Origin of the sequence: Nocardioides sp. (assembly GCF_014360585.1) — a bacterium.
Lineage (GTDB): Bacteria > Actinomycetota > Actinomycetes > Propionibacteriales > Nocardioidaceae > Nocardioides.
The window spans coordinates 77,573-99,863 of record NZ_JACIXG010000006.1; the positions used below are offsets into that span (position 1 = coordinate 77,573).

The 22,291-nt window shown below is 69.4% G+C and carries 18 protein-coding genes; 9 read left to right on the forward strand and 9 right to left on the reverse strand.

Annotation, left to right across the window (positions count from 1 at the left end):
* Window positions 1-6 precede the first annotated feature (6 nt).
* Window positions 7-1,524 carry an amidophosphoribosyltransferase gene (purF, locus tag H5T77_RS03700; RefSeq protein WP_292645187.1) on the reverse strand — a complete coding sequence of 506 codons (1,518 nt, stop codon included), beginning with the start codon at window positions 1,522-1,524 and terminating at the stop codon, window positions 7-9.
* 179 nt (window positions 1,525-1,703) lie between these two features.
* On the opposite strand from purF, the gene H5T77_RS03705 reads away from it, so the two are divergent.
* The 3 genes from H5T77_RS03705 to H5T77_RS03715 all read left to right on the forward strand — a co-directional run bounded on the left by H5T77_RS03705 (window position 1,704) and on the right by H5T77_RS03715 (window position 7,476).
* Window positions 1,704-3,593 carry a sensor histidine kinase gene (locus H5T77_RS03705; RefSeq protein WP_292645190.1) on the forward strand — a complete coding sequence of 630 codons (1,890 nt, stop codon included), beginning with the start codon at window positions 1,704-1,706 and terminating at the stop codon, window positions 3,591-3,593.
* A gap of 79 nt (window positions 3,594-3,672) precedes the next feature.
* Window positions 3,673-5,478, forward strand: a complete 1,806-nt coding sequence (locus tag H5T77_RS03710; RefSeq protein WP_292645193.1) for a sensor histidine kinase — start codon at window positions 3,673-3,675, stop codon at window positions 5,476-5,478.
* Between the two features lie 183 nt (window positions 5,479-5,661).
* Entirely contained in the window at window positions 5,662-7,476 is a 1,815-nt protein-coding gene (locus H5T77_RS03715; RefSeq protein ID WP_292645195.1) for a sensor histidine kinase, read from the forward strand.
* A gap of 101 nt (window positions 7,477-7,577) precedes the next feature.
* On the opposite strand, the gene H5T77_RS03720 is transcribed toward H5T77_RS03715, so the two are convergent.
* From H5T77_RS03720 to H5T77_RS03735, 4 genes are all read right to left on the reverse strand, one after another.
* Window positions 7,578-8,939: a dipeptidase gene (locus H5T77_RS03720; protein ID WP_292645198.1), complete on the reverse strand. Its 1,362-nt coding sequence runs from the start codon at window positions 8,937-8,939 to the stop codon at window positions 7,578-7,580.
* Between the two features lie 108 nt (window positions 8,940-9,047).
* Complete coding sequence (locus H5T77_RS03725; protein WP_292645201.1) at window positions 9,048-9,884, reverse strand: hypothetical protein; 837 nt, start codon at window positions 9,882-9,884, stop codon at window positions 9,048-9,050.
* Window positions 9,885-10,238: 354 nt separating this feature from the next.
* On the reverse strand, window positions 10,239-10,598 hold the full coding sequence (locus H5T77_RS03730) for a sterol carrier family protein (RefSeq protein WP_292645203.1): 360 nt from the start codon (window positions 10,596-10,598) through the stop codon (window positions 10,239-10,241).
* Window positions 10,599-10,654: 56 nt separating this feature from the next.
* Window positions 10,655-11,299: a peptidoglycan-binding domain-containing protein gene (locus tag H5T77_RS03735; RefSeq protein WP_292645206.1), complete on the reverse strand. Its 645-nt coding sequence runs from the start codon at window positions 11,297-11,299 to the stop codon at window positions 10,655-10,657.
* 126 nt (window positions 11,300-11,425) lie between these two features.
* Here H5T77_RS03735 and H5T77_RS03740 point away from each other — a divergent pair, with 126 nt between their 5' ends.
* Together H5T77_RS03740 and H5T77_RS03745 are read left to right on the forward strand one after the other, a co-directional pair.
* Window positions 11,426-12,229: a serine hydrolase gene (locus H5T77_RS03740; RefSeq protein WP_292645209.1), complete on the forward strand. Its 804-nt coding sequence runs from the start codon at window positions 11,426-11,428 to the stop codon at window positions 12,227-12,229.
* 43 nt (window positions 12,230-12,272) lie between these two features.
* The gene (locus tag H5T77_RS03745; protein ID WP_292645211.1) at window positions 12,273-12,824 is read left to right on the forward strand and encodes a GNAT family N-acetyltransferase; all 552 of its coding nucleotides are present in this window, start codon (window positions 12,273-12,275) and stop codon (window positions 12,822-12,824) included.
* On the opposite strand, the gene H5T77_RS03750 is transcribed toward H5T77_RS03745, so the two are convergent.
* Window positions 12,804-13,760, reverse strand: a complete 957-nt coding sequence (locus H5T77_RS03750) for a helix-turn-helix transcriptional regulator (RefSeq protein WP_292645214.1) — start codon at window positions 13,758-13,760, stop codon at window positions 12,804-12,806. The genes H5T77_RS03745 and H5T77_RS03750 overlap by 21 nt on opposite strands.
* 212 nt (window positions 13,761-13,972) lie before the next feature.
* Between H5T77_RS03750 and H5T77_RS03755 the strand changes: the two genes are divergently transcribed.
* From H5T77_RS03755 to H5T77_RS03765, 3 genes are read left to right on the forward strand one after another with little or no spacing between them, the layout of a single operon-like run.
* On the forward strand, window positions 13,973-14,986 hold the full coding sequence (locus tag H5T77_RS03755; protein ID WP_292645217.1) for an ATP-binding cassette domain-containing protein: 1,014 nt from the start codon (window positions 13,973-13,975) through the stop codon (window positions 14,984-14,986).
* A complete protein-coding gene (locus H5T77_RS03760) occupies window positions 14,983-15,789 on the forward strand; it encodes an ABC transporter permease (protein ID WP_292645220.1) in 807 nt (268 codons plus the stop codon). Before H5T77_RS03755 ends, H5T77_RS03760 begins: the two co-directional genes overlap by 4 nt.
* A 53-nt stretch (window positions 15,790-15,842) precedes the next feature.
* Entirely contained in the window at window positions 15,843-17,345 is a 1,503-nt protein-coding gene (locus H5T77_RS03765) for a DHA2 family efflux MFS transporter permease subunit (RefSeq protein ID WP_292645223.1), read from the forward strand.
* Here the strand turns inward: H5T77_RS03765 and H5T77_RS03770 are convergent.
* Together H5T77_RS03770 and H5T77_RS03775 are read right to left on the reverse strand one after the other, a co-directional pair.
* Window positions 17,342-18,436 carry a CAP domain-containing protein gene (locus H5T77_RS03770; protein ID WP_292645226.1) on the reverse strand — a complete coding sequence of 365 codons (1,095 nt, stop codon included), beginning with the start codon at window positions 18,434-18,436 and terminating at the stop codon, window positions 17,342-17,344. The genes H5T77_RS03765 and H5T77_RS03770 overlap by 4 nt on opposite strands.
* Before the next feature lie 32 nt (window positions 18,437-18,468).
* A complete protein-coding gene (locus tag H5T77_RS03775) occupies window positions 18,469-19,203 on the reverse strand; it encodes a TetR/AcrR family transcriptional regulator (RefSeq protein WP_292645229.1) in 735 nt (244 codons plus the stop codon).
* A gap of 103 nt (window positions 19,204-19,306) precedes the next feature.
* On the opposite strand from H5T77_RS03775, the gene H5T77_RS03780 reads away from it, so the two are divergent.
* The gene (locus tag H5T77_RS03780; protein WP_292645232.1) at window positions 19,307-20,062 is read left to right on the forward strand and encodes a DUF2306 domain-containing protein; all 756 of its coding nucleotides are present in this window, start codon (window positions 19,307-19,309) and stop codon (window positions 20,060-20,062) included.
* Here the strand turns inward: H5T77_RS03780 and purL are convergent.
* Window positions 19,981-22,269: a phosphoribosylformylglycinamidine synthase subunit PurL gene (gene purL, locus H5T77_RS03785; protein WP_292645235.1), complete on the reverse strand. Its 2,289-nt coding sequence runs from the start codon at window positions 22,267-22,269 to the stop codon at window positions 19,981-19,983. The two genes, H5T77_RS03780 and purL, sit on opposite strands and share 82 nt — an antisense overlap.
* Window positions 22,270-22,291: the final 22 nt, after the last annotated feature.

The following is a 22,291-nucleotide window of genomic DNA, read 5'->3' on the forward strand; positions in this document are numbered from 1 at the left end:
CTCCGATCACGGGTTGTTCAGGACCGGCAGGGCCTTGCCCTCGGTCGGGGACTGCAGCGAGACCTCGAGGAGGTGCTTGCCGAGCATGCTCTCGTCGGGCAGCTCCACGGGGTATTCGCCGGTGAAGCAGGCGGTGCACAGCGTGGAGGCGTCCTGGCGGGTCGCCGAGACCATCCCGTCGAGCGAGATGTAGCCCAGCGAGTCGGCGCCGACCGAGGAGGCGATCTCGTCGACGTCGAGCCCGTTGGCGATCAGCTCGGCGCGGGTCGCGAAGTCGATGCCGTAGAAGCACGGCCACTTCACCGGCGGGCTCGAGATCCGGACGTGGACCTCCAGCGCACCTGCCTCGCGCAGCATCCGCACCTGGGCGCGCTGGGTGTTGCCGCGCACGATCGAGTCGTCGACGACGACGACCTTCTTGCCGCGAACCATGTGCTCGAGCACGTTGAGCTTGAGCCGGATCCCGAGCTGGCGCAGCGTCTGGGAGGGCTGGATGAAGGTGCGGCCGACGTAGGAGTTCTTCACGAACGCCTGACCGAACGGCAGTCCGCTCTCCAGCGCATAGCCGGTGGCGGCGGGGATGCCGGACTCGGGCACCGGGATGACCAGGTCGGCGTCGACCGGGAACTCGCGGGCCAGCTCGCGGCCCATCTCCACACGCGACTCGTGGACGTTGCGTCCGGCGATGGTGGCGTCGGGGCGGGCCAGGTAGACGTACTCGAAGACGCAGCCCTTGCGGTCGACCTCGGCGAATCGTACGGAGCGGAGACCGGACTCGTCGATGATGATCATCTCGCCCGGCTCGACCTCGCGGACCACGCTCGCGCCGACGGTGGCCAGCGCCGAGTCCTCCGACGCGATCACCCAGCCGCGGTCGAGGCGACCGAGGACCAGCGGGCGGATCCCCTGCGGGTCACGCGCCGCGAACAGGGTGTCCTCGTTCATCCACACCAGCGAGAAGGCGCCGCGGATCGTCGGCAGCACCTCCAGCGCGCGCGCCTCCAGCGAGGAGTCGGGGTGGTAGGCGAGCAGCTCGGTGAGCAGCGAGGTGTCGTTGGTCGACACCGGCGCGTGCCGGCCCTCGGAGTGCTCGGGCAGCGCCTCGACGGACGCACGCATCTCGGCGACGTTGATCAGGTTGCCGTTGTGGCCCAGGGCGACCGAGCCGTCCGGGGTCGGCTTGAAGATCGGCTGCGCGTTCTCCCACACCGAGGCACCGGTGGTGGAGTAACGGGCGTGGCCGATGGCGATGTGTCCCTTGAGGGACTCGAGGGTCGGCTCGTCGAAGACCTGGCTGACCAGACCCATGTCCTTGTAGACCAGGATCTGCCGACCGTTGCTGACCGCGATACCCGCAGACTCCTGGCCCCGGTGCTGCAGGGCGTACAGGCCGAAGTACGTCAGCTTGGCGACGTCCTCGCCCGGCGCCCACACGCCGAAGACTCCGCAGTGGTCCTGAGGACCCTGATCGTGGGGGTCGAGGGCTGCGGTGAGCCGGCCGTCGCCACCCTTGCGTCGGGACACGTGCCTACCTGAGCTGGTGAGGTTGACCACGGCATCGAGTGTAAGGCCGTACTCCGACGATCAGCGAACCCTTGACAGTCCTGTAAGGGTGGTCACATGAACGTCTCGGATTCATGAATGCAAAGAACTGTCCACGTCCGCCCTACCGCCCGGGACCGTCTTCCCGGATAATCGATCCGATGACTTCTTCAGCGCCCAAGCCCGCCGGCGGCCACCGTCTCACGGTGCCCCCGGGATTCGCGCCACCCCCGTTGGGCGGGAACCGCGCCAGAAGCGACCTCACGACGACGATGACGACGATCACCACCGATCTGGCCGAGATCGGTGGTCTGCTCACCCCCGGTGAGGATCTCTCCGACCTCCAGCTGATCGCCGACAGCCTGACCGCTCTGGCCGGTTTCGAGATGGCCACGATCAGTGTCGCGCGCCCTGACGGCGACCTCCACATGGTCCTGGTCTCGGGCCAGGAGTCGGCCCGCGCCGACCTGCTCGGGATCGTCACGCCGATCGAGCGCCTCGAGGCCGAGCTCGCCCGCGCCGACGACTGGGGCATCTTCAAGTTCGTGCCGGCCGAGCGGCTGGATCCCTCCGCCGACGTGTACGGCTGGATCCCGACGATGACGACGGTCGACGCCGCCGGCGCCTGGAACCCGCTGGACCTGCTGGTCGCTCCGCTGCGCGACGACGACGGCAAGCTCCGCGGGACCCTGATCGTCGACATCCCGACCGACGGTCTCCGTCCCAGCCCGGAGAAGCGCGCCGTGCTCAACCGGCACGCGGTGCAGGCGCAGCGCGCGATCCTGCTCGCCCTGGAGCGCGAGGAGCTGTCCGAGCAGGTACGCCTCGCGGAGGCCGCCCGCGACGTCATCCGCCGAGCCGGACGCGAGCTGGACCCCGACGAGATCCTCAACTCGCTGAGCACGGGGCTGGTCGACGTGCTCGACCTGACCGACTTCTGGCTCCACATGTCCAAGCCGGGCGGCCGCGGCATCCGCACCAAGGTCTACCGGGAGGACTTCAAGCTCCCGATCGAGGACCTGACCAGCCCGTTCATGGTCGACTACGGGCAATACCTCTGGGACCAGCGCAGCATCACCGTGCAGACCCCCGACGGCGCCGAGCGGCTGCCCCACCCCGACCCGGAGACGCAGCAGCTGATCACCGAGTGGATCCGCCACTACAAGGTCGGCTCGATCGTCGGGGTCCCGATCGGCTCGGGCCAGACCTGGTACGGCGCGATGCTCCTCGCCCGCGGCCCCGACAAGCCCCACTGGAGCGAGCTCGAGCTGATCACCGCCGCCGACCTCGGCCGCGACTTCGGCCGCGTGGTCCACAACTCCAGGGCCTACCTGCGCCAGCGGGCGGCGGTCGACTCCCTGCGTGAGCTCGAGGCGCACAAGAGCCGGTTGATCGCGACGGTCGCCCACGAGCTGAAGAACCCGCTCTCCGCGTTCCGGTGGAACATCGAGTCGCTGCCCTACGCGGAGTCCGAGGACGAGTACGCCGAGGTGCTGACCGCGCTCACGCGCAACCGCGACCGCACCGAGAAGATCGTGGCGGACCTGGCGATGCTGTCGAAGGTCTCCGACCCCGACCATCTGCCACCCACGGTGCCGATCCAGGTCGCCCAGGTGCTCGAGGAGGTCCACAGCCAGCTCAGCGCCGAGATGCCCACCAGCGACGTCCACGAGCTCGTCTTCGAGATGCCGTCCGACGACGTCTACGTGACCCTGGCCCCCGGCGACCTGGACCGGGTGGTGATCAACCTGGTCACCAACGCGATCAAGTACAGCCCCGAGGGCGGTCAGGTGATCGTGAGCACGCGGACCAGCCCGGGCTGGTTCGAGCTCCGGGTGACCGACCACGGCCTCGGGATCTCGCCGGAGGACCAGGACCGGCTCTTCACCGAGTTCTTCCGTTCGACCAACCCCACCGCCCTCAAACAGCCAGGCACCGGGCTCGGCCTGACCATCGTGTCTCGGATCGTCAGCCGCCGCGGCGGACTCATCTCGGTCGACTCGACCCCTGGCGCAGGAAGCACATTCCGTGTGACGCTGCCCATTGTTTAACCTTACGCACAGGTGACGGGGATGCGGATTTCATCCCGGCGGAGAACTCATGACCAGTACGCCCTCAGAGGGTCCGGACGTGCCAGACGGTGCCTCCGAGGCGTACCCGACCCCGGACCCGGGTCTGCAGCTGATCGCGGAGGGCGTCAGCGAGCTCGTCGGCTTCGGCGCCGCCGTCATCAACATCCGCCGAGGTGACGAGTTCGAGATCGTCGCCGCGTACGGGGACGAGACCGGCCAGACCGTCGACGGCGAGATGACCGTGGCCGAGATGCTGGGCACCCGGTTCCCGGTCTCGGTGGTCACGGACCTGCTGGACATGTCCGTCGACTGGGGCGACATCAAGTTCGTCCCGCACGAGCAGAACACCATCGGGCAGGTGGAGGGCTACTGGGTCCCCGACACCGACGAGAACGTCCTGAAGGACGCTCAGGACTGGCACCGTCTCGACGAGCTCCTGGCGCCCTTCTACGACGAGAACGGCGAGCTCGTCGGCGTACTCTCGATCGATCGCCCGACCAACGGTCGCCGGCCAGGTCGCAGGCAGCAGCGGATCCTCAACCGGTTCGCCCGCCAGGCCAGGCGCGCGGTGCTGCTCACCCTGCAGCGCGAATACCTCGAGGAGCGGGCCAACAACCTGATCGAGGCGCAGAGCTTCCTGCGCGAGGCCAACTCCCAGCTCGGTCTCACCGAGGTGCTCGAGGCCACCCAGGAGGCGATGAGTCGAGGTCTCGACGCCGACGGTCTCTACGTGCAGGCCAAGGACGGCGACGGCGGGACCGTCGCGTACGCCTCCCCCGGCGTCCGATGGAACCGCAAGGAGCACGCGCTCGCGGGCGCGCAGTCCTACCAGAGCACCCGGCTGTGGGACGAGGGCGAGCACGCCATCGTCGACCGCGACCTGCTCCAGCAGCGGATCCGCGGCGGCGACCCGGAGCGGAGGAAATACGCCAAGATCGGTCTCGAGTTCCTGGACGCGGTCGGGGCCGACTCGCTTCTCATCGTACCGATCGGTGTGGAGACCACGGCCCTCGGCCACCTCGTCCTGCTGCGCGGGGCAGGACGCCCCCAGTGGACCAACACCGAGGGACGACTCGCGATGGAGTTCGGCCGCGACTTCGGCCGCATCGTCCTCACCTCAAACGCCTACACCCAGGAGCGTGACCTCGCCCAGCGGCTCGCAACCGCCGACCGGGTCCACAGCCGGCTCATCGAGTCCGTCGCGCAGGAGCTGCACAACCCGCTCATCGCCCTCACCACCGGCATCGACGCCCTGCGTCACGAGGACCGCGGATCGTCGACCTGGTTCCAGCAGGTCGGCAACCTGATCAGCCGATCCGACCAGCTGGTCGCCATGGTGGACGATCTCCTCCTGTTCTCGCGTTTCTCCGACCCCTCGTCCCGGCCGACCCTGACCTACGTCGATCTGGCGCCTCTCCTGCGAGAGATCTTCGAGCAGAGGACGTACGAATCCGAGAAGCGCGGCATCGAGGTGAGCATCGACGTCCCCGCCCACAGCATCCAGGTGCTGGGCGATCGCAGCGAGATAAAGGCGGCGGTCCTCCGCCTGGTCGACAACGCTCTCGTCTACACCCATCGCGGCGGACACGTACGGCTCTACATCGTGGAGAGTGCGAGCGAGGCCGCGATCTCCGTGACCGACAACGGCGTCGGCATCCCGTCCGCCGAGCAGCTCCAGGTCTTCACCGAGTTCTACCGCGGCACGAGCCAGGCGATCGGCGGCCGGAAGGGTGTCGGCCTCGGGCTCAGCATCGTCGACCGGGTCGCACGCCGCCACAACGGCCGCGTCACGCTGCGCTCGGAGCCCGGCACCGGCACCCGCGTCTCGCTGGTCCTTCCGTTGGCCAACGACACCTCGATCTAGAGAGCGCGCACCAGGTGGCCATACCCGCGCCGTCTATTGTTAACCGAACGTCACAATCTGGTCGAGACGTCGCCCTACCCCTGCACAGGATGGGCAATTCATGCAACACTCCGTGGTGCCAAGGTCCTCAGGACTGCCACGCAGTTGCAACACCTGCCCTGACCGACCTACCCGAGAGCAAGGATGCCCCCACCACAGTCAGCCGAAGCCCTCGACGTGCCGCAGCGTACGCCGAGCAGGCAGTCGTCGTCTGTGTCCCTCTCGGCCGTCGACCCTGCTCTGCAGATGATCGCCGAGGGCATCTGCGAGCTGCTCGGCTTCGGCATCGCGGCGATCAACGTCGCCCGGGGTGACGAGCTCGAGGTGGTCGCGGTCCACGGTTTCACCAGCGGCCTGAACGCGCACGGCGAACGGGAGTCGGCCGAGGAGATCCTCGGCACTCGATGGGCCCTGGCCGACCTGCGCGGCAACCTCTCCCGCGGTGAGAACTGGGGCGCGTGGCGGTTCGTCCCGCACGAGCGGGTGAGCCTTCACGAGGGCAGCTGGGTCTCCACCACCAACATGATCGACGCCCCCGACGCGTGGCACCCCCACGACATGCTGATCGCGCCGATCATCGGCGACGACGGCTCCATCCAGGGCTGTCTCTCGGTGGATATGCCGGTCAGCGGACGACGGCCGGACTTCACCCAGCGCCGGGTGCTCAACCGGTTTGCGAAGCGAGCCCAGCGGGTCGTGCTCGGCTACCTCGATCGCGAACGACTCTACGAGCGCGCCGCGAACCTCGAGACCGCCAAGGAGTTCCTGCGCGACGCCAGCTCCAAGCTCAGCCTCGCCGACGTGCTCGACGCCAGCCATGACGCGCTGGTCCGCGGCCTGGGGGCCGACGGGATCTGGATGGCGACCAAGGGTCCTGGCCACCAGATGGTCGTGCACGCGACCCCCGGCCTCGACTGGGAGCCGGAGCCCGACCTGGCCGCGCTCACCGCGAAGAACACGTCTCGCTACTGGGCGGAGGGCAGCTACTCGATCCTGTCCCGTCAGCAGATCAACGGCCCCTCGGACTGGTACGAGGAGGCCGCTGTCGTCGACAGGTTCTTCCGGACCCTGGGAGCGGACAGCGCCCTGGTGGTCCCGGTCGGGGCCGACCACGAGTGGCTGGGCCACATCGTCCTGCTCCGCTCGCCCGGGCGGCCCGTCTGGAGCGATGCCGAGGGTCGGCTGGCGCTGGAGCTGGGCCGCGACTTCGGACGTATCGTTCTCACCGCCGACGCCTACACGCAGGAGCGCGACCTCGCCCGGCGGCTCGCCGAGGCCGACCGCGAACGCAACCTGCTGATCGAGGCCGTCGCCCGCGAGCTCAGGATCCCGGTGAACGCCCTCGGCACGTCGCTGAACGCGCTGCGCGCCGAGAAGGTGAACACCTTGCCGTGGATCGTCCAGGTGGAGACGCTCACCGTACGCAGCGCCCAGATCGAGGGCATCGTCAGCGACCTCCTGCTCCTCTCTCGGATCCGTGACCCAGCCAACGCTCCCGGCGAGACCACGATCGAGGTCTCCGAGATGCTCGACGACGTGCTCGACGAGCTCGATCCCGACGCCGCCCAGAAGGACATCGAGTGCGTTCTGACGACACCGACCGGACCTGCGTACGTCGTCGGTGACCCGCGGGAGCTGCGCGCGGCCTTCCAGCATCTGGTGAAGAACGCGCTGACCTACAGCCATCGGGGCTCGCGGGTGCACGTGATGCTCTACAGCGCCGGCAACGAGGTCACGATCATCGTCGCCGACGCCGGTGTCGGCATCTCCGACGAGGAGCAGTCGAAGGTCTTCGAACCGTTCTACCGAGGCACCAACTCCGCGCTGGGCGGTTCGCGCGGAGCTGGGCTCGGGCTGACGCTGGTCGACCTGATCACCAGGCGTCACCACGGGTTGGTCGAGCTCGACTCGCGCCCCGGTGAGGGCACCCGGGTCGCGCTGACGCTGCCTGGCGTCTAGCAGCACGTGCGGATGTTCACCGAGGTACCTCGGTGAGCACACACTGACTTCGGGGACTCCGCGAAGGCAGTGTCACTGCACCGAGGTGGCTCGGTGAACGATCAGCTCCCCAGCTTCTGGAGCAGCAGCGCCTCGGCGACGACGACGCGTCGGAACTCGGCGAGGTGGAGGCCCTCGTTGGCGCCGTGGGCGCGGGTGTCGGGGTCCTCGACGCCGGTGACCAGCACGCTGGCGTGCGGGAACGCCTCGAGGAACTCCGCGATGAACGGGATCGAGCCGCCCACGCCCATGTCGATCGGAGCGGTGCCGTCCCAGGCCTCGGTGAAGGCGGAACGGGCCGCGTCGTAGGCCGGCCCGGTCGCGTCCAGGGCGATCGGCTCACCGGTGTCGACGACCTTGGTGGTCAGCTCGGCACCCCACGGGACGTGCTTCTCGAGGTGCTTCTGCAGGGCGGCGACGGCACTCTCGCCGGAGTCGCCGGGCGCGATCCGGATGGTGACCTTGGCGCGGGCGCTGGCAGCCAGCGTGTTCGAGGCACCGTCGACCTTGGGAGCGTCCAGACCGGTGATGGTGATCGCCGGCTGCGTCCACATCCGCTCGACGGCGCTGCCCTTGCCGACCCACTGCAGGCCGGCGATGGCGCCGGACTCGGCACGGAGCCGCTCCTCGGGGTAGTCGACGTCCGCAGCCGGGCCGGAGACGAGCCCCTCGACCGCCGGCGCGCCGTCCTCGTCCCAGAGGGTGTTGAGGAGGCGGACGAGAGCCATGATCGCGTCGGGGGCCAGACCGCCCCACATGCCGGAGTGGACCGCGTGTCCCAGAGTCCGGAGCTCGACGTCGACCCGGATGAGGCCACGCAGCGACGTGGTCAGCGCGGGAACCCCGATGTCCCAGTTGCCGGAGTCGGCGATGACGATGACGTCGGCCCGCAGCTTGTCCTGGTACTTCCCGAGCAGCTCGGGCAGGGTCGCGGAGGCCACCTCCTCCTCGCCCTCGATGAAGAGACGAACGGTGACCGGCAGGTCGCCGTTCTCATCGAGGCTGGCCAGAGCACGGACCGCTCCGATGTGGGCGGCGATGCCGGCCTTGTCGTCGGCCGCGCCGCGGCCGTAGAGGCGGTCACCGACCTCGGTGGGCTCGTAGGGCGGGGTGTTCCAGTCGGCGTGGTCGTTCTCCGGCTGGACGTCGTGGTGGGCGTAGAGCAGCACCGTCGGGGCCCCTTCGGGGCCCTTCTTCTCGCCGACGATGGCCGGCGGGGCGCCGTCGAAGGCGCGCACGATCTCCACCTCGAACCCCTCGGCCGCGAAGAGGTCGCGAGTCATCTCCGCGCTCTTCTCGACCTCGCTCAGGCGCGCGGGGTCCGCGCTCACGGACTCGATCCGCACCAGATCCTCGAGGTCCTTGCGGATGCCGGGGAACAGGTCGTCTACCCGGGCCTTGATGTCTTCGGTGGAGTGGGTCATGAGGCGAGGTTATCTGGGAGGGGGCCGGCGGGGTAGTTCGGTAGCGAACTGCCTATTACCGGCGCGTATATGGGCAGTTCGCTACCGGACTAACCCAACGCTCAACCATCACACCGCCCGATTCCCCAAGAACCGCTCCCGTTCTACGGCGCTCAGGGCGCGTCGCTGCTCAACGGTGTGGGTGGGGGTCCACCATCTCGGCGGGTCGATCGTCCAGCGGCGATCGGCCACCGGGGTGCGGTGCGCCCGGGAGCGTGCCTCGACGGTTCGGCGGAGGAAGCCGCTCGGGTCATGGAGATCGCGGGAGACCATGGTGACGTACTCGAGGCCTGCTGCACGGAACAGACCTTCACGTCGGAGGTCGACGGCACGCCGCTTACCTTCCAGATGAAGCTTGCCGTCGTACTCACCAACGACGCCGGCTTCGAGGTCGAGTACGTCCGGAGTGCCGATGTGGCGGCCTTCGAGATCGAAGACCGGACGATTGCACACAAGTGCGGTGAGCCCGAGATCGATCCGCCAGAGGAGCCGCAGGTCGACCTCTGTTGGCGACCAGACATTCTCGTCCGCCAGCGCGATCGCCTCCCGAGCCATCCCGACACCGGTCCAGCCGCTCAGGGTCGCTACGTATGCCGCCACCTCGACCGTACTGACCTGATCGCTCGCCAACGCCAGGTCCAGCCACCGCACCGCCTCGCGCACGTCTGGGGCGTACCGCATCTCGAAGACGATCGACCTGGCGGGGTTCGTGATCGGAAGCCCATCGACCCAGCAGCGTTCTTGAGGCGGCATCCGTTCGGCCGAGATGGCCAGACCGGGCTGGGCGAGAATCTTGTGACCGTACGTCGCCAATGTCACCGGCCGGCCCTCCCCCATCCCCGCGAACCACTTCACACCGACCCACGCGTACGCCGCCCATCCGGTAACGGCACCCAGGTTGGGCAACAGAACAGCCGCCTCCAGCACCCGCTGCTGTGCATCGAATGGGTCGACACTCGCCGGGACGTACAGCCCGCGCCAGACCCGCCTCCATCTGCGACCGCGACTCTGCCTCGTCGTCGGCCCTGCCCTCCCGCTGGGGTCAAGAGCCACCGGCATCACAACGTGTGGCCGCTCGCCTGACCATTGCCGTGGCACGAAATGCTCCGCACGCTTTCCCATGCCCCCAGCATGCGCGGAAGGGGGCCCCAGAGCATCTCGTTATCCACAGCCCTGTGGATAACTTTCGGACGGGTCTGCGGGGTAGTCCGGTAGCGAACTGCCTATTACCCGCGCGTATATGGGCAGTTCGCTACCGGACTACCCAACCAAGGGCAGGTACGCCGACAGGTCGGTGCGTTCTCCCGAGGCCCGGACGCGGGCCTGGTCGACGGCCTCGGGCCAGGTCAGCGCGCCGGTGGCTAGGGCGATCCAGGTGTTCGCGTCGGTCTCGATCACCGCCGGCGGGGTGCCCCGGGTGTGCCTGACACCTTCGACGCACTGCACCGCGGCGTACGGCGGGACTCGGACCTCGACGCTCCTGCCCGGTGCGCGCTGCTCGAGCACGGCGAGGAAGTGCTTGGTGAGAAGTCGTAGATCGGCCTTCTCCGCCGACTGCGCCATGCGCTCCAGCGCTGCGGAGACCTCTGTGGACGAGGCGGGTTTGAGTCGTGCGGGCACAGCGGCGAGCCTACCGCCGCGGCCGTTGGGGACCGGGCGGTAGGCGATCGACATGCTCAGGCGCAGGTGCGCAGCGAAGAACGCCGGAAGTCGCGGACCTTCGTGGTGGATCGGTAGGTGTCGCGGCTGACCGTCCCGACCCAGACGCCGACCTTACGGCTGTCGAAGCTGGCCCTGGTGCTACCGAAGCTGAACCGCTTGACGGTGTTCGTCCGGGTGCCGTTGAGCGTGTGGAAGACGCCGCCGGCGAACCTGTACTCCCAGGCGGCGGTCTTGCCGGTGTTGTTCCACAGCGAGAAGTAGAGGTGGGTCGAGCTCCTCCGGCAGACGTAGAGGGTGGCACCGCGCACCCAGCCGATCGCGGTGCCGAAGCGGTTCAGCTTGGCCCAGGTCTTCCGGCCGACGACGCCGTCGGCCGAGAGCCCGGTGTCAGCCTGGAACGCGCGGACCCGGTTCCGGGTGCCGGCGCCGAAGACACCGTCGGCCTTCAGCCCGCCCAGGCGCTTCTGCAGTTCTTTGACGCAGGTCCCCCTGCTTCCGTACTTCACCGTGGTGGTCGAGCAGCTCGCCGCCTCCGCTTCGGGGGCAGTGGCGACGGTGACGGCGACGGTTGAGGAGACGGCGACGGCCAAGCCGGCCGCGACGACGGCGAGACGCCGGATGATCGACGTGCGCTTGGCAGTGGTCGTGGTGGGTTTCATGTTCGAGCTGCTTCCTGTCCTTGGTGCTTCGGCCGGTCGGCTCTGCGGCTGACCGCAGCACGGTAGCCGCGCCGGGCTTCACGCGACTCCCGTACCTTTCCCGTAGCCGCCCGATAGGGTCCGAGCGTGGGATCGGAGAGACTCGAGTCGATGGACCGTGCGGAGACCGACCGACGGACGGCGTGGTCCGTCCTCGCGGTCGAGACCGGCTCCGGTGAGGTGATCGTCGAGTCGTCCCCGGGTCTGCTGCTGCCGACGGCCAGCGTCGGGAAGCTCTTCCTGCTGCACCACCTCGCCGAGCTGCTAGACGAGGACCCGTCGCTGGGACGGCTGATGCTGCGCAAGGACGGTGTCGCGCCGGTGGCCGACAGCGGACTGTGGCAACACCTCGACGCCTCCGCGCTGACCGTGGCCGACTGCGCTCGCCTGGTCGGCGCGGTCTCGGACAACCTGGCCACCAACGTGCTGCTCGACCACGTCGGTCTCGACCCGCTCCAGGCCGTCGCGGGACGGCTGGCCCCGGGCGGGTCGATGCTGAACGACTCGGTCCGGGACGTACGGACGCCGGCCGACCCACCGGTGCTCTCCGTCGGCTGTGCCGCCGACTGGGTCGCCTACTTCCGTACGCCGCACCCGACCGTCCTGACCTGGCTGGCGCCGTCCGCGGACCTGTCGATGGTCTCCTCCGCATTCGGCCTGGACCCGCTGGCTCACTCCGAGCCGTCCCCCACCGATCTGGCCGACGAGCTCCAGGTGTGGAGCAAGACCGGCACCGATGACGGCGTCCGCGCCGAGGTCGGGCTGCTGGACGTCGGCGGCCGGCAGGCGGCGTATGCGGTCATCTGTCGCTTCGATGGCGAGGTCGTCCCGGTGCTGACCCGGATGCGGGCGTACGGAACGTTCATCCTCGACGCGCTGCGGGACGGCTGAGAGCGTACGATCCAACTCCCGGTCCGGCAGGGTAGGAGACCAGTTGTTCAGCATCGACCTCGGGAGCGGCGCGGAGATCGTCCTGCGTGACCGATCGACCGACTTCGCCATCCACAAGCTCATCAACGCCAACCTCGACCACCTCCGCGAGTGGGAGCCGTGGGCGCACGGCCAGCAGAGCATGCTCAGCGTCGCCGGGTTCGGCACCTACCTGCTCGATCAGTGGGTCAAGGGCGAGGCGATCCCGTGCGTCATCCGCCAGGACGGCCAGGTCGCCGGCGCCACCACCGCGCGGATCAACCTCTACGAGAAGTCGGCCACGATCGGCTATTGGCTGGGCGAGGCCCACGAGGGACGCGGCCTGGTCACCCGAGCCGTCTCGGCGCTGCTGGACATGCTCGTCGACGAGTACGAGATCGCCAGGGCGATCATCGACACCTCGGTCATGAACAAGCGCAGCCGGGCGGTCGCCGAGCGCCTCGGGTTCACCCACGAGGGCACCATGCGTGGCGCCCAGGCCTACCCGGGTGGTCGCCGAGACCTGGTGGTCTACGGGCTGCTGCGCGAGGAGTGGCTAGAAAGACGAGCCGGCTGAGCGGACGAACCGCTCCCCCGCCCGCTTGACCATCTCGGCCAGCTCGGCGGGCTGCTCGACCGTGAAATCGGCGTCGACGCCGGCGAGGATCATCATCGGCCAGCCCAGGTCGTCGGCCTGCATCCGCAGCCGGCAGCCGCCTTCGGCGGCCTCGACCTCGCCCCAGCGCCCCACGTGCCTCGCGACCACGTCGGCCTCGACCTGGAAGTGGACGCAGATGTCGTAGGCAGCTGACCGGGAGCGGATCCCGGCCTGGACGTATGCCGCCGCGTCCCCGCCGGGGATCTCCCGCGGGCGGAAGATCTGACCGGTGGTCGTCGGGTCGCTGATCCGATCGACCCGGAAGGAGCGCCAGTCCTGACGGACCCGGTCATAGGCGAGGAGATACCAGCGGTTGCCGAGCGTCACCAGCCGGTGCGGCTCGACGCGACGCCGGGTCGGCTCGGCCTCGGGCGCCTGGTAGGTGAAGGTAAGCGCCTCGTCGTCGCGGCAGGCCTGCGCCAGGAGACCGAGAACTCCGGCGTCCAGCGAGACCCGGCCACCCCACGGGATGGAGTCCGTCTGCGAGGTGACCGCGTCCATCCGGCGCCGCAGCCGCGGCGGCATCAGTGCGACGACCTTTCCCAGCGCCTGGGCCGAGGTCTCCCCCATCCCGGCCACCGGGCCGGCGGCGGCCGTACGCAGCCCGACCGCGATCGCGACGGCCTCCTCGTCGTCGAGCAGCAGTGGCGGAAGCGCGTTGCCGGCCCGGAGCTGGTATCCCCCAGCCACCCCGCGGGTGGCGTCCACGTCATAACCGAGATCTCGCAGCCGCTCGATGTCGCGGCGCAGCGTGCGCTCGCTGACCTCGAGGCGTACGGACAGGTCCGTACCGGGCCAGAAACGGTGGGTCTGCAGCAGCGAGAGAAGCTGCAGCATCCGGGCGCTCGTGCTCATGACACATGACCCTAGGCGCCAATGCGGTCAACTCATGACCTGATTGTCCGGCGACCCGAACCGAGCGCCGCGCGACGGCCGGCTCGCCCCCTCCTCGAGCCGCCCGCCGCCGCGCTATGTCTCTTACCCACTCGTCGGCCTTCTAAACCGGTTCATGGAAGAATTTTCGAAAGCGGTCAGAAACTGACCGGATGCCTTCAGATGCTTGAGCCATGACGAACCACACCCACCAGCAGCCGGTGATCCGCGCTCAAGGGCTGACGAAGCACTTCTCCAGGAGCAAGAAGACCGTCGAGGCGGTGCGCGGGCTCGACCTCGAGATCCATCGAGGTGAGCTCGTCGCCTTCCTCGGCCCCAACGGAGCCGGCAAGTCGACCACGCTGCGGATGCTGACCACCCTCATCCCTCCCACCGCCGGCACCGCCGAGGTCGCCGGACACGATGTCGTCCGCGACCGGGCCGCCGTCCGGCGCTCGATCGGCTATGTCGGCCAGGGCAACGCCGCCGCGTTCATCCAGCGCGGACGCGACGAGCTGATGTCCCAGGCTCGCGCCCACGGCATCCCGCGCGCTACCGCGAAGGCCCGCGTCGACGAGCTGCTCTCGGCCTTCGATCTGGCGGAGCACGCAGACCGCCAGGTCCAGACGCTCAGCGGGGGCCAGCGTCGCCGTCTCGACATCGCGATCGGCCTGCTCAACCACCCCGAGGTGCTGTTCCTCGACGAGCCGTCGACCGGTCTCGACCCGCAGAACCGCGCAAACCTGCAGGACCAGATCCGCCGGCTCCACGACGACGGCACCACGATCGTGCTCACCACGCACTATCTCGAGGAGGCGGATGCGCTCGCCGGCCGGGTGATCGTCATCGACCACGGCCTGGTGATCGCAGACGACACCGCCCCCAGGCTCAAGGCGAGGCTCGGCGACCTGGTGCTCCTCGCCTTCGGCACCGAGGCGGATGCGTCTGCGGCGGCCACGCGCGCCGAGTCGGGGCTGGCCAGCGCCGTTGTCGAGCGCACCGGCACGCAGGTGTCGATCCGGAGCCCGCGAGGCGCTGACACCGCCCCCGCGCTGGCCATCGACCTCGCTGCCCACGGGACGCCCGCGATCCGGATGGAGGTCCGCACCCCCACCCTCGACGACGTCTTCCTCGACCTGACCGGGCGCAGCCTGCGCGAGTCCACCGAGTCCACCGACACCACCCAGACCGAAGGAGCAGCAGCATGACCACCCTCACCGTCCCGACCGCCCAGGTCCAGCGCACCACTCACACGCTCAGCAGGCCGACGGGGTTCCTCACGGACACCTGGACCGTGCTGGTCCGCGAGCTGACCCCGAAGCTGCGTCAGCCCGCCTCGATGCTCTTCGCGATGATGCAGCCGCTGGTCTTCCTGGCACTCTTCGCACCGCTCCTGCCCGACGTCGAGGGCGGCAGCGCGCTGCAGTGGTTCGTGCCGGGCATCGTCGTCATGACCGCGCTGATGGGCGCCTCGATGACCGGCGCGGACCTGACCGCGGAGATCCGGTCCGGCTCCCACGAGCGACTGCTGGTCTCGCCCCTCTCCCGGCCGTCATTGCTGGTGGGACGGGCCCTGAAGGAGGTCGTGCCCGTGCTGTTCCAGACCGCGGTCATCCTCGCCGTGGTGACCCCGTTCAGCTTCGACCTCCACCTCGGCGGGGCTCTCGTCGGATCGGTCATCGTCTCGCTCTTCGCGATCGGCCTCGGCGCGCTCAGCTTCGCCCTCGCCACCGCCGCGAAGGAGCAGGACTGGGTCTTCTGGACCGTCCAGCAGATGCTGATCTTCCCGCTGCTGCTCCTCTCCGGCGTTCTCCTCCCCCTCGACGGCGCTCCCGGCTGGCTGCGGTTCCTCAGCGACATCAACCCGATGACGTACGTCGTGGAGGCAGCGCGAGCGCTCTTCGCCGGCCAGTTCCCGGCCGATGTCGTCGTCAGCGGCTTCATCGCGGCGACGGCCGTCGCCGCGGTCGGAGTGCTCGTCGGCGTACGGACCATGGAAAGGTCGAACTGAACCGGTCGAGACCCCTTGACCTCAAGTTCACTTTAGCTTCCAGACTGGGGCGCATGACTCCCAGACCCCGCACGGCCCCGAGCCCGACAACGATCGTGCTCACCGTCATCGCCGGCACGGTGATGATCCCGATCGACATCACGATCGTCGCGGTCGCGATCGCCCGTCTCTCCCAGGAGACGGGCGCTTCGCTGCCGGTGATCCAATGGGTGGCCACCGGCTACACGCTCGCCCTGGCCACGGTAATCCCGGCCGCGGCCTGGGCGATCAGCCGGTTCGGCGCCCGCCGCGTGTTCTTGAGCGCGATCGGCGTCTTCACGATCGGCTCCGGCCTGGTCGCGGCGTCCTGGAACGTGGAGTCGCTGATCGCGTTCCGGGTCCTGCAGGGGCTCGGCGGCGGCTTCGTGATGCCGGCCGCGATGACCCTGACCCTACGTTCGTCGCCCCCGGCGGAGCGGGGTCGACTGATGGCCCTGATGGGCCTGCCGGTGCTGATCGGCCCGGTCTTCGGGCCGGTGCTGGGCGGCTGGCTGCTCGACACGATGTCGTGGCGCTGGATGTTCCTCATCAACCTGCCGCTCGGGCTGATCGGCATCATCCTCGGACTGCGCAACCTTCCTCGCCTGGACAGCGGACCGAGCGCCCGCCTGGACGTACGCGGCCTGCTCCTGCTTCCTCCCGCGATGGCGCTCCTCGTGCTGGGCACCTCGTACGCCGAAGGAACGCTGCTCTCCGCAGAGGTGCTGGTCCCGATCGGAGCCGGGATCGTCCTCGTGGCGCTCTTCGTCCGGCACGCACTCCGCACCACGGCACCGCTCCTGGACGTCAGGCTCCTCAAACGTCGCCTCACCGGCGGCAGCGCCGTACTGCTGTTCTGCTTCGCCGGCGGTTACTTCGGCTCGATGATCCTGGTGCCGCTCTACTGGCAGGTCGTCCGCGGCGAGTCCGCCACCACCGCCGGCCTGCTGATGGCTCCCGCCGGCATCGCGGCCGGGATCATGATCCAGGTCGCCGGCCGTCTCGTCGACCGGTTCCCGCCGCTGCCGGTGATCGGCTCGGGCATCGTGGTCTCCACCCTGGGCTTCGCGGCTCTGGCGCTCCAACTGAGCGCGGACGCGTCCATGCTGGCCCTGGCGACGACCCACGCCGTCGCGACCGCGGGCGCCGGGTTCGTGATGCTGCCGACCATGACCATCGCCACCCGCTACCTCGAGGACAGCGCCATCCCCGCCGGCTCGACGATGATCAACGTGATGAACCAGGTCGCCACCGCGTTGTGCACCGCCGGCGTCTCGGTACTCCTGGCCGCCGCGCTCTCCGCGCGCCTGCCCGGACTGGGCAGCGACGGCATCGGAGCGCTCAGCTCCGTGGCGCCCGCCGAGCTCGAGGCTGTCGCCCCGCTGGCCGCCGAGGCCCTGCAGGTCGCGTTCTGGCTCCCGGTCACGATGATGGCGATCTCGGCCGTGGTCGCGTTCGTCGTCTTCCGTCGCGCGCCTTCCGCCGGCTCCATGCCTGTCGACAGCCGTCAGCCCGTTGCCGCGGCCGTCGCCGACTAGTAGCGGGGGTTGCCCGGATACGGCTGGCCGAAGTCCGGGCGACCTGGCCGACGCTGGACGGGACGACCCTGGAGGGGACGGCCGGGGCTGGGTCTGCGGGGGTCGGGTCTGCCGGGGACGGGACGGGCGGCGGGATAGGCCTGGCCTCGTTGGACCGGGCCGCCGGGGTAGGGCCCGGCCGGCCGGACATGTCGAGCAGGGAGGGCGTCCTGCTCGTGCCGGCGTCGGCGTCGCGCCAGGAACAGGGCGGCGAGCAACCCCAGCCCGGAAAGCGCGAGCATTCCGACGGCCATCTCGACAAAACCGATCCCGAACAGCCCGCTCGCACCCGGCCCCGGGCCCTTCGAGACGTCGGTGAACGTCACCGGGCCCGCCGTCTCGGAGTCGCCCAACACCAAGGCGTCGGCCGACTCGGAGGTCGACGCCGAAGGCGACCCGGAGGGCGACGCCGACGACTGCGACGCGGACACCGAAGCCGAAGGCGTACGCGACGGGGCTGGCAACTCAGTCGCCGACTGCTCGGACCTCGGGGTCTGACGAGGAGTCGGCGACTTGGTCGGTGACTTGGTCGGCGCCTGGGCCGGTGCCTTGGTCGATGCCGGCGCGTTCGGCGACTGCGGGGAGGGCTTGGGCTTCGCGGTCGGCCGCACACCCGGCGGGTATTTGGCGAAGACCTGGACGCCCCAGCTGGTGCCGTCGACCACGACGAAGGCGATCCCGATGTGGGTGTAGTCGCCCAGGATGTTGGCCCGGTGCCCCTCGGAGTTCATCCAGCCCCGGTGCATCTGGGCACCGGTCGGGTAGCCCATGGCGACGTTCTCCCCGACCCCCTGCCACCCCTCCGGCACCTGCTCGGAGAGGTCGGGGTTGTGCGAGAGAGACCCGTCGGCGGCCATCTTGTGGGCCCACTTCCTCGCCAGCACGTCGAGGTCGGCGTCGCGCGCGAGCGGGCCGCGACCGGCGTCGGCACGCGCGGCGTTCGCCAGGCGCTTGATCGTGCCACCCTCCCCCGCGGACGCCGGGCCGGCGCCGAGCAGCAGCGCAGCTGCCGCGAGCAGCAGGGCGAGGAGACAGGACACGAGGCGATGCATGTGGGGGAACATCCCCGCCAGGGGATCGACCTTTACTCGGGTCCGCTGCACCCGGCATGGCGCTCGATGTGGGCCTCGATCCCGGCGATCAGCAGCCCCTGGCCGAAGGCCGAGGGGTTGTCCGCCTCGGAGCGCTCTCCGGGCGCGGCCGGGCTCCAGGTCGCCAGGGACGCCATCAGGCTCGGGAAACGCTCCGGATCGGCGTACGTCACGAGCATCTGCTCGAAGGAGGCGAACGGGTTGTCCTCCTCGGACAGCGCAGCCTCGACCTCGATCCTCGCCTCGCCCAGGGTGTACTGGGATAGGATGCCGACGATCGCCAGCTTCTCCTCGGCTGGCAGCGCCACATCGCGCAGGTAGTAGAAGGCCAGGTCGATCCAGGCGAGCCGGTTCGGTCCCGGGAGCGTGACAGCGAGCGGCAGGTCGAGGAACCAAGGCTTCCTCAGCGCCAGGTCGACCTGCGCACGCATCCACGCCGCCAGCCCTTCACGCCACCCCAGATCTCGCGAGGGCTCCGGCAGCTCCGCACAGAGCCGGTCGGAGAGCAGGATGAGCAGCTCGTCCTTGTTCTTCACGTGCCGGTAGAGCGCCATCGGCGAGCAGCCCACCTCCTCGGCGACCCGCGCCATCGAGACGGCGGAGAGGCCGTGCTCGTCTGCGAGGACGTAGGCGGCCTCGACGATCTGGGCGAGGCTCAGCGCCGGCTTGGGGCCGCGTCGGCCGGCCGGGGGCTTGCCCCACAGGCGAGGAATCAGGTCGGAGCTCATCACGCCCATCATGCCCTGATCCTCCACGAAAGCGGTTGACCGCCCGACTAATTTGCGTAACCTATAAACAGTTAACGACATACGCTATTAGATCGGATGGTTCATGAGCACATCGAAAAGACCTCTGGCACGCCAATGGTGGGTCTTCCCGCTCGTGGCCGCGACGGTGATCTTCCTGGTGACGGCCCTGCCTCGGTATGTCGGCCTGGACCCGTCCCAGTCGCTGTCCCCCGCCGACCGCGGGCCGGCTTTCTATCCCGCGCTGGTGACGCACATCTTCTTCGGCTCGGTGATGCTCTGCTGCGGCGTACTCCAGCTGTGGCCATGGCTGCGCAACACCCATCCGAAGGTGCACCGGTGGACCGGGCGGATCTATGTCGCCACCGCGATCCCGACGGGTGTGGCGGCGCTGGTCACCAGCCAGTTCCCCGCCGCCGGACCGTCGCAGCAGGTCGGCAACACGTTCCTCGCCGTGCTGTTCCTGCTGTGCACCGTGCTCGGCTTCCGCGCCGTCCGGCAGCGGCGCTTCAAGGACCACCGCGAATGGATGTACCGCAGCTACGCGTTGGCGTTCTCGATCGTCGCCAACCGCTTCTGGGGCGCCGTGCTGATCATGATCTACGTGCCGGAGGTCATGACCGGTGCCGACATCGGCACCGAGGACCCCACGCTCGCGAGCGCCGCCGCGGCCTCAGCCTGGGTCAGCTGGGTGGTGAACCTGCTTGTCGCCGAGTGGATCATCCACCGCAAGCCGCGCCGGCGAGCCGATCAGGCCGATCAGGCGAGCGCGTCCCGCAGGGTCGCGCGCCAGACGCCGGTGAGCTCCTCGAGCGGGATCTCGACGGTGCCGCCGTCATAGGAGATCGAGTACGCCGCACCGCCCGTCACACCGAGCTGCGTCGCCGCGACCCCGTGGCGCTCGGCCAGCGAGGTGAGCCGCTCGACGTCGGCGGTCTTCACGGTGACGACCGCGCGGGCCACCGACTCCGAGAAGAGGGCGACGAACGGGTCGCCGGCGAGCGTGACCGAGACGCCGATCCCTGAGGACATCGCCGGCTCGGCGAGCGCCTGCATCAGGCCACCGTCGGAGAGATCGTGGGCGGAGGTGATGAAGCGAGCCTCACCCAGCAGCTCGGCGAGCGCCTTCTCGGCAGCCAGGTTCACCTTCGGCGGCAGGCCGCCGAGGTGGCCGTGCACGACGTGGGCCCACTCCGAGCCGGAGAGCTCCTCGTGGGTCTCACCGAGCAGGACGACGACCTCGTCGGCCGCCTGGAAGTCCGAAGGCGTACGCGTGGTGACGTCCTCGATCACACCGAGCGTCGCGACCACCGGCGTGGGGTGGATGGCGGTCTCGCCGGTCTGGTTGTAGAGGGAGACGTTGCCGCCGGTGACCGGGATGCCGAGCTCGAGGCAGGCGTCCTTCAGGCCGCGGGTCGCCTCGGCGAACTGCCACATCACGTCGGGGTCCTCCGGGGACCCGAAGTTGAGGCAGTCGGAGATGGCCAGCGGCTTGGCGCCGACGGAGGCCACGTTGCGGTAGGACTCGGACAGCGCCAGCTGGGCGCCGGCGTACGGGTCCAGCTTCGCGAAGCGCCCGTTGGCGTCGGTCGCGAGCGCGACACCGAGGTTGGTCGACTCGTCGACGCGGATCATCCCGCCGTCGGCCGGCTGGGAGAGGACCGTGTTGCCGCGGACATAGCGGTCGTACTGCTCGGTGATCCAGGACTTGTCGCACAGGTTCTCCGAGGCGACCAGCTGGAGGATCGTCTCGCGGAGCTCGTCGGCCGAGGCCGCGCGCGGGAGCTTCTCGGCGACGTCGGCCTGCAGCGCGTCCTGCCACGACGGGCGGGCGTAGGGACGCTCGTAGACCGGGCCGTCGTGGGCCACGGTGGTCGGGTCGACGTCGACGATGGTCTCGCCGTGCCAGTCGACGCGCAGCCGGCCCTCGCCGGTCACGGTGCCGATCACGGCCGCCTCGACGTCCCACTTGGCGCAGATGTCCATGAAGGTCGCCTCGTCCTCGGGCGCGATGACCGCCATCATCCGCTCCTGGGACTCGCTCATCAGGATCTCCTCCGGAGCGAGCGTCGAGTCGCGCAGCGGCACCCGCTCGAGGTGGACGTGCATGCCGCCGTCACCGGCAGCGGCGAGCTCGGAGGTGGCGCACGAGATGCCGGCCGCGCCGAAGTCCTGGATGCCGCGCACGATGCCGGCGGAGAAGAGCTCGAGGGTGCACTCGATCAGCAGCTTCTCCATGAACGGGTCACCGACCTGCACGCTCGGCCGCTTGGCGGGGCCGTCCTCGTCGAACTCGACGCTCGCGAGGATCGAGGCACCGCCGATGCCGTCGCCGCCGGTGCGCGCGCCGTACATGATCACCAGGTTGCCGGCGCCGCTCGCCTTGGCGAGGTGCAGGTCCTCGTGGCGCAGCACGCCGACACAGAGGGCGTTGACCAGGGGGTTGCCGAGGTAGGAGGCGTCGAAGACGGCCTCACCACCGATGTTGGGCAGGCCCAGGCAGTTGCCGTAGTGGCCGATGCCGGACACGATCCCGGGCAGGACACGGTGGGTGTCCTCCTCGGCCAGCGGGCCGAACCGGAGCGGATCCATGACGGCAACCGGGCGAGCACCCATCGCGAGGATGTCGCGGACGATCCCGCCGATGCCGGTCGCGGCGCCCTGGTGCGGCTCGACGTAGGAGGGGTGGTTGTGCGACTCGACCTTGAAGGTCACCGCGTAGCCCTGGCCGACGTCGAGCACGCCCGCGTTCTCGCCGATGCCGGCGAGCAACTTGCCGGCCGGGGTCTCCTGCGGGATCTCGCCGAACTGCTTCAGGTGGACCTTGGAGGACTTGTAGGAGCAGTGCTCGGACCACATCACCGAGTACATCGCCAGCTCCGCACCGGTCGGCCGGCGGCCGAGGATGCGCTTGATCTCGGCGTACTCGTCCTCCTTCAGACCGAGCTCGGCCCAGGGCTGCTCTCGGTCTGGGTCACCGGCAGCGTGGTGCACGGTGTCCAGCAGCGGAAGATCGGACGCAACGGCAGCGGACGAAGTCTCGGTCACGGGCAGAAATCTACGTCAGAAG

Excerpts from the sequence above, each read along its gene's own strand:
- H5T77_RS03770 (WP_292645226.1), bottom strand. The coding sequence starts at position 18,436 with ATGCATCGCCTCGTGTCCTGTCTCCTCGCCCTGCTGCTCGCGGCAGCT.
- H5T77_RS03720 (WP_292645198.1), bottom strand. The coding sequence starts at position 8,939 with ATGACCCACTCCACCGAAGACATCAAGGCCCGGGTAGACGACCTGTTC.
- H5T77_RS03715 (WP_292645195.1), top strand. The coding sequence starts at position 5,662 with ATGCCCCCACCACAGTCAGCCGAAGCCCTCGACGTGCCGCAGCGTACG.
- H5T77_RS03705 (WP_292645190.1), top strand. The coding sequence starts at position 1,704 with ATGACTTCTTCAGCGCCCAAGCCCGCCGGCGGCCACCGTCTCACGGTG.
- H5T77_RS03765 (WP_292645223.1), top strand. The coding sequence starts at position 15,843 with ATGACTCCCAGACCCCGCACGGCCCCGAGCCCGACAACGATCGTGCTC.
- H5T77_RS03750 (WP_292645214.1), bottom strand. The coding sequence starts at position 13,760 with ATGAGCACGAGCGCCCGGATGCTGCAGCTTCTCTCGCTGCTGCAGACC.
- H5T77_RS03735 (WP_292645206.1), bottom strand. The coding sequence starts at position 11,299 with ATGAAACCCACCACGACCACTGCCAAGCGCACGTCGATCATCCGGCGT.
- H5T77_RS03760 (WP_292645220.1), top strand. The coding sequence starts at position 14,983 with ATGACCACCCTCACCGTCCCGACCGCCCAGGTCCAGCGCACCACTCAC.
- H5T77_RS03755 (WP_292645217.1), top strand. The coding sequence starts at position 13,973 with ATGACGAACCACACCCACCAGCAGCCGGTGATCCGCGCTCAAGGGCTG.
- H5T77_RS03775 (WP_292645229.1), bottom strand. The coding sequence starts at position 19,203 with ATGAGCTCCGACCTGATTCCTCGCCTGTGGGGCAAGCCCCCGGCCGGC.
- H5T77_RS03780 (WP_292645232.1), top strand. The coding sequence starts at position 19,307 with ATGAGCACATCGAAAAGACCTCTGGCACGCCAATGGTGGGTCTTCCCG.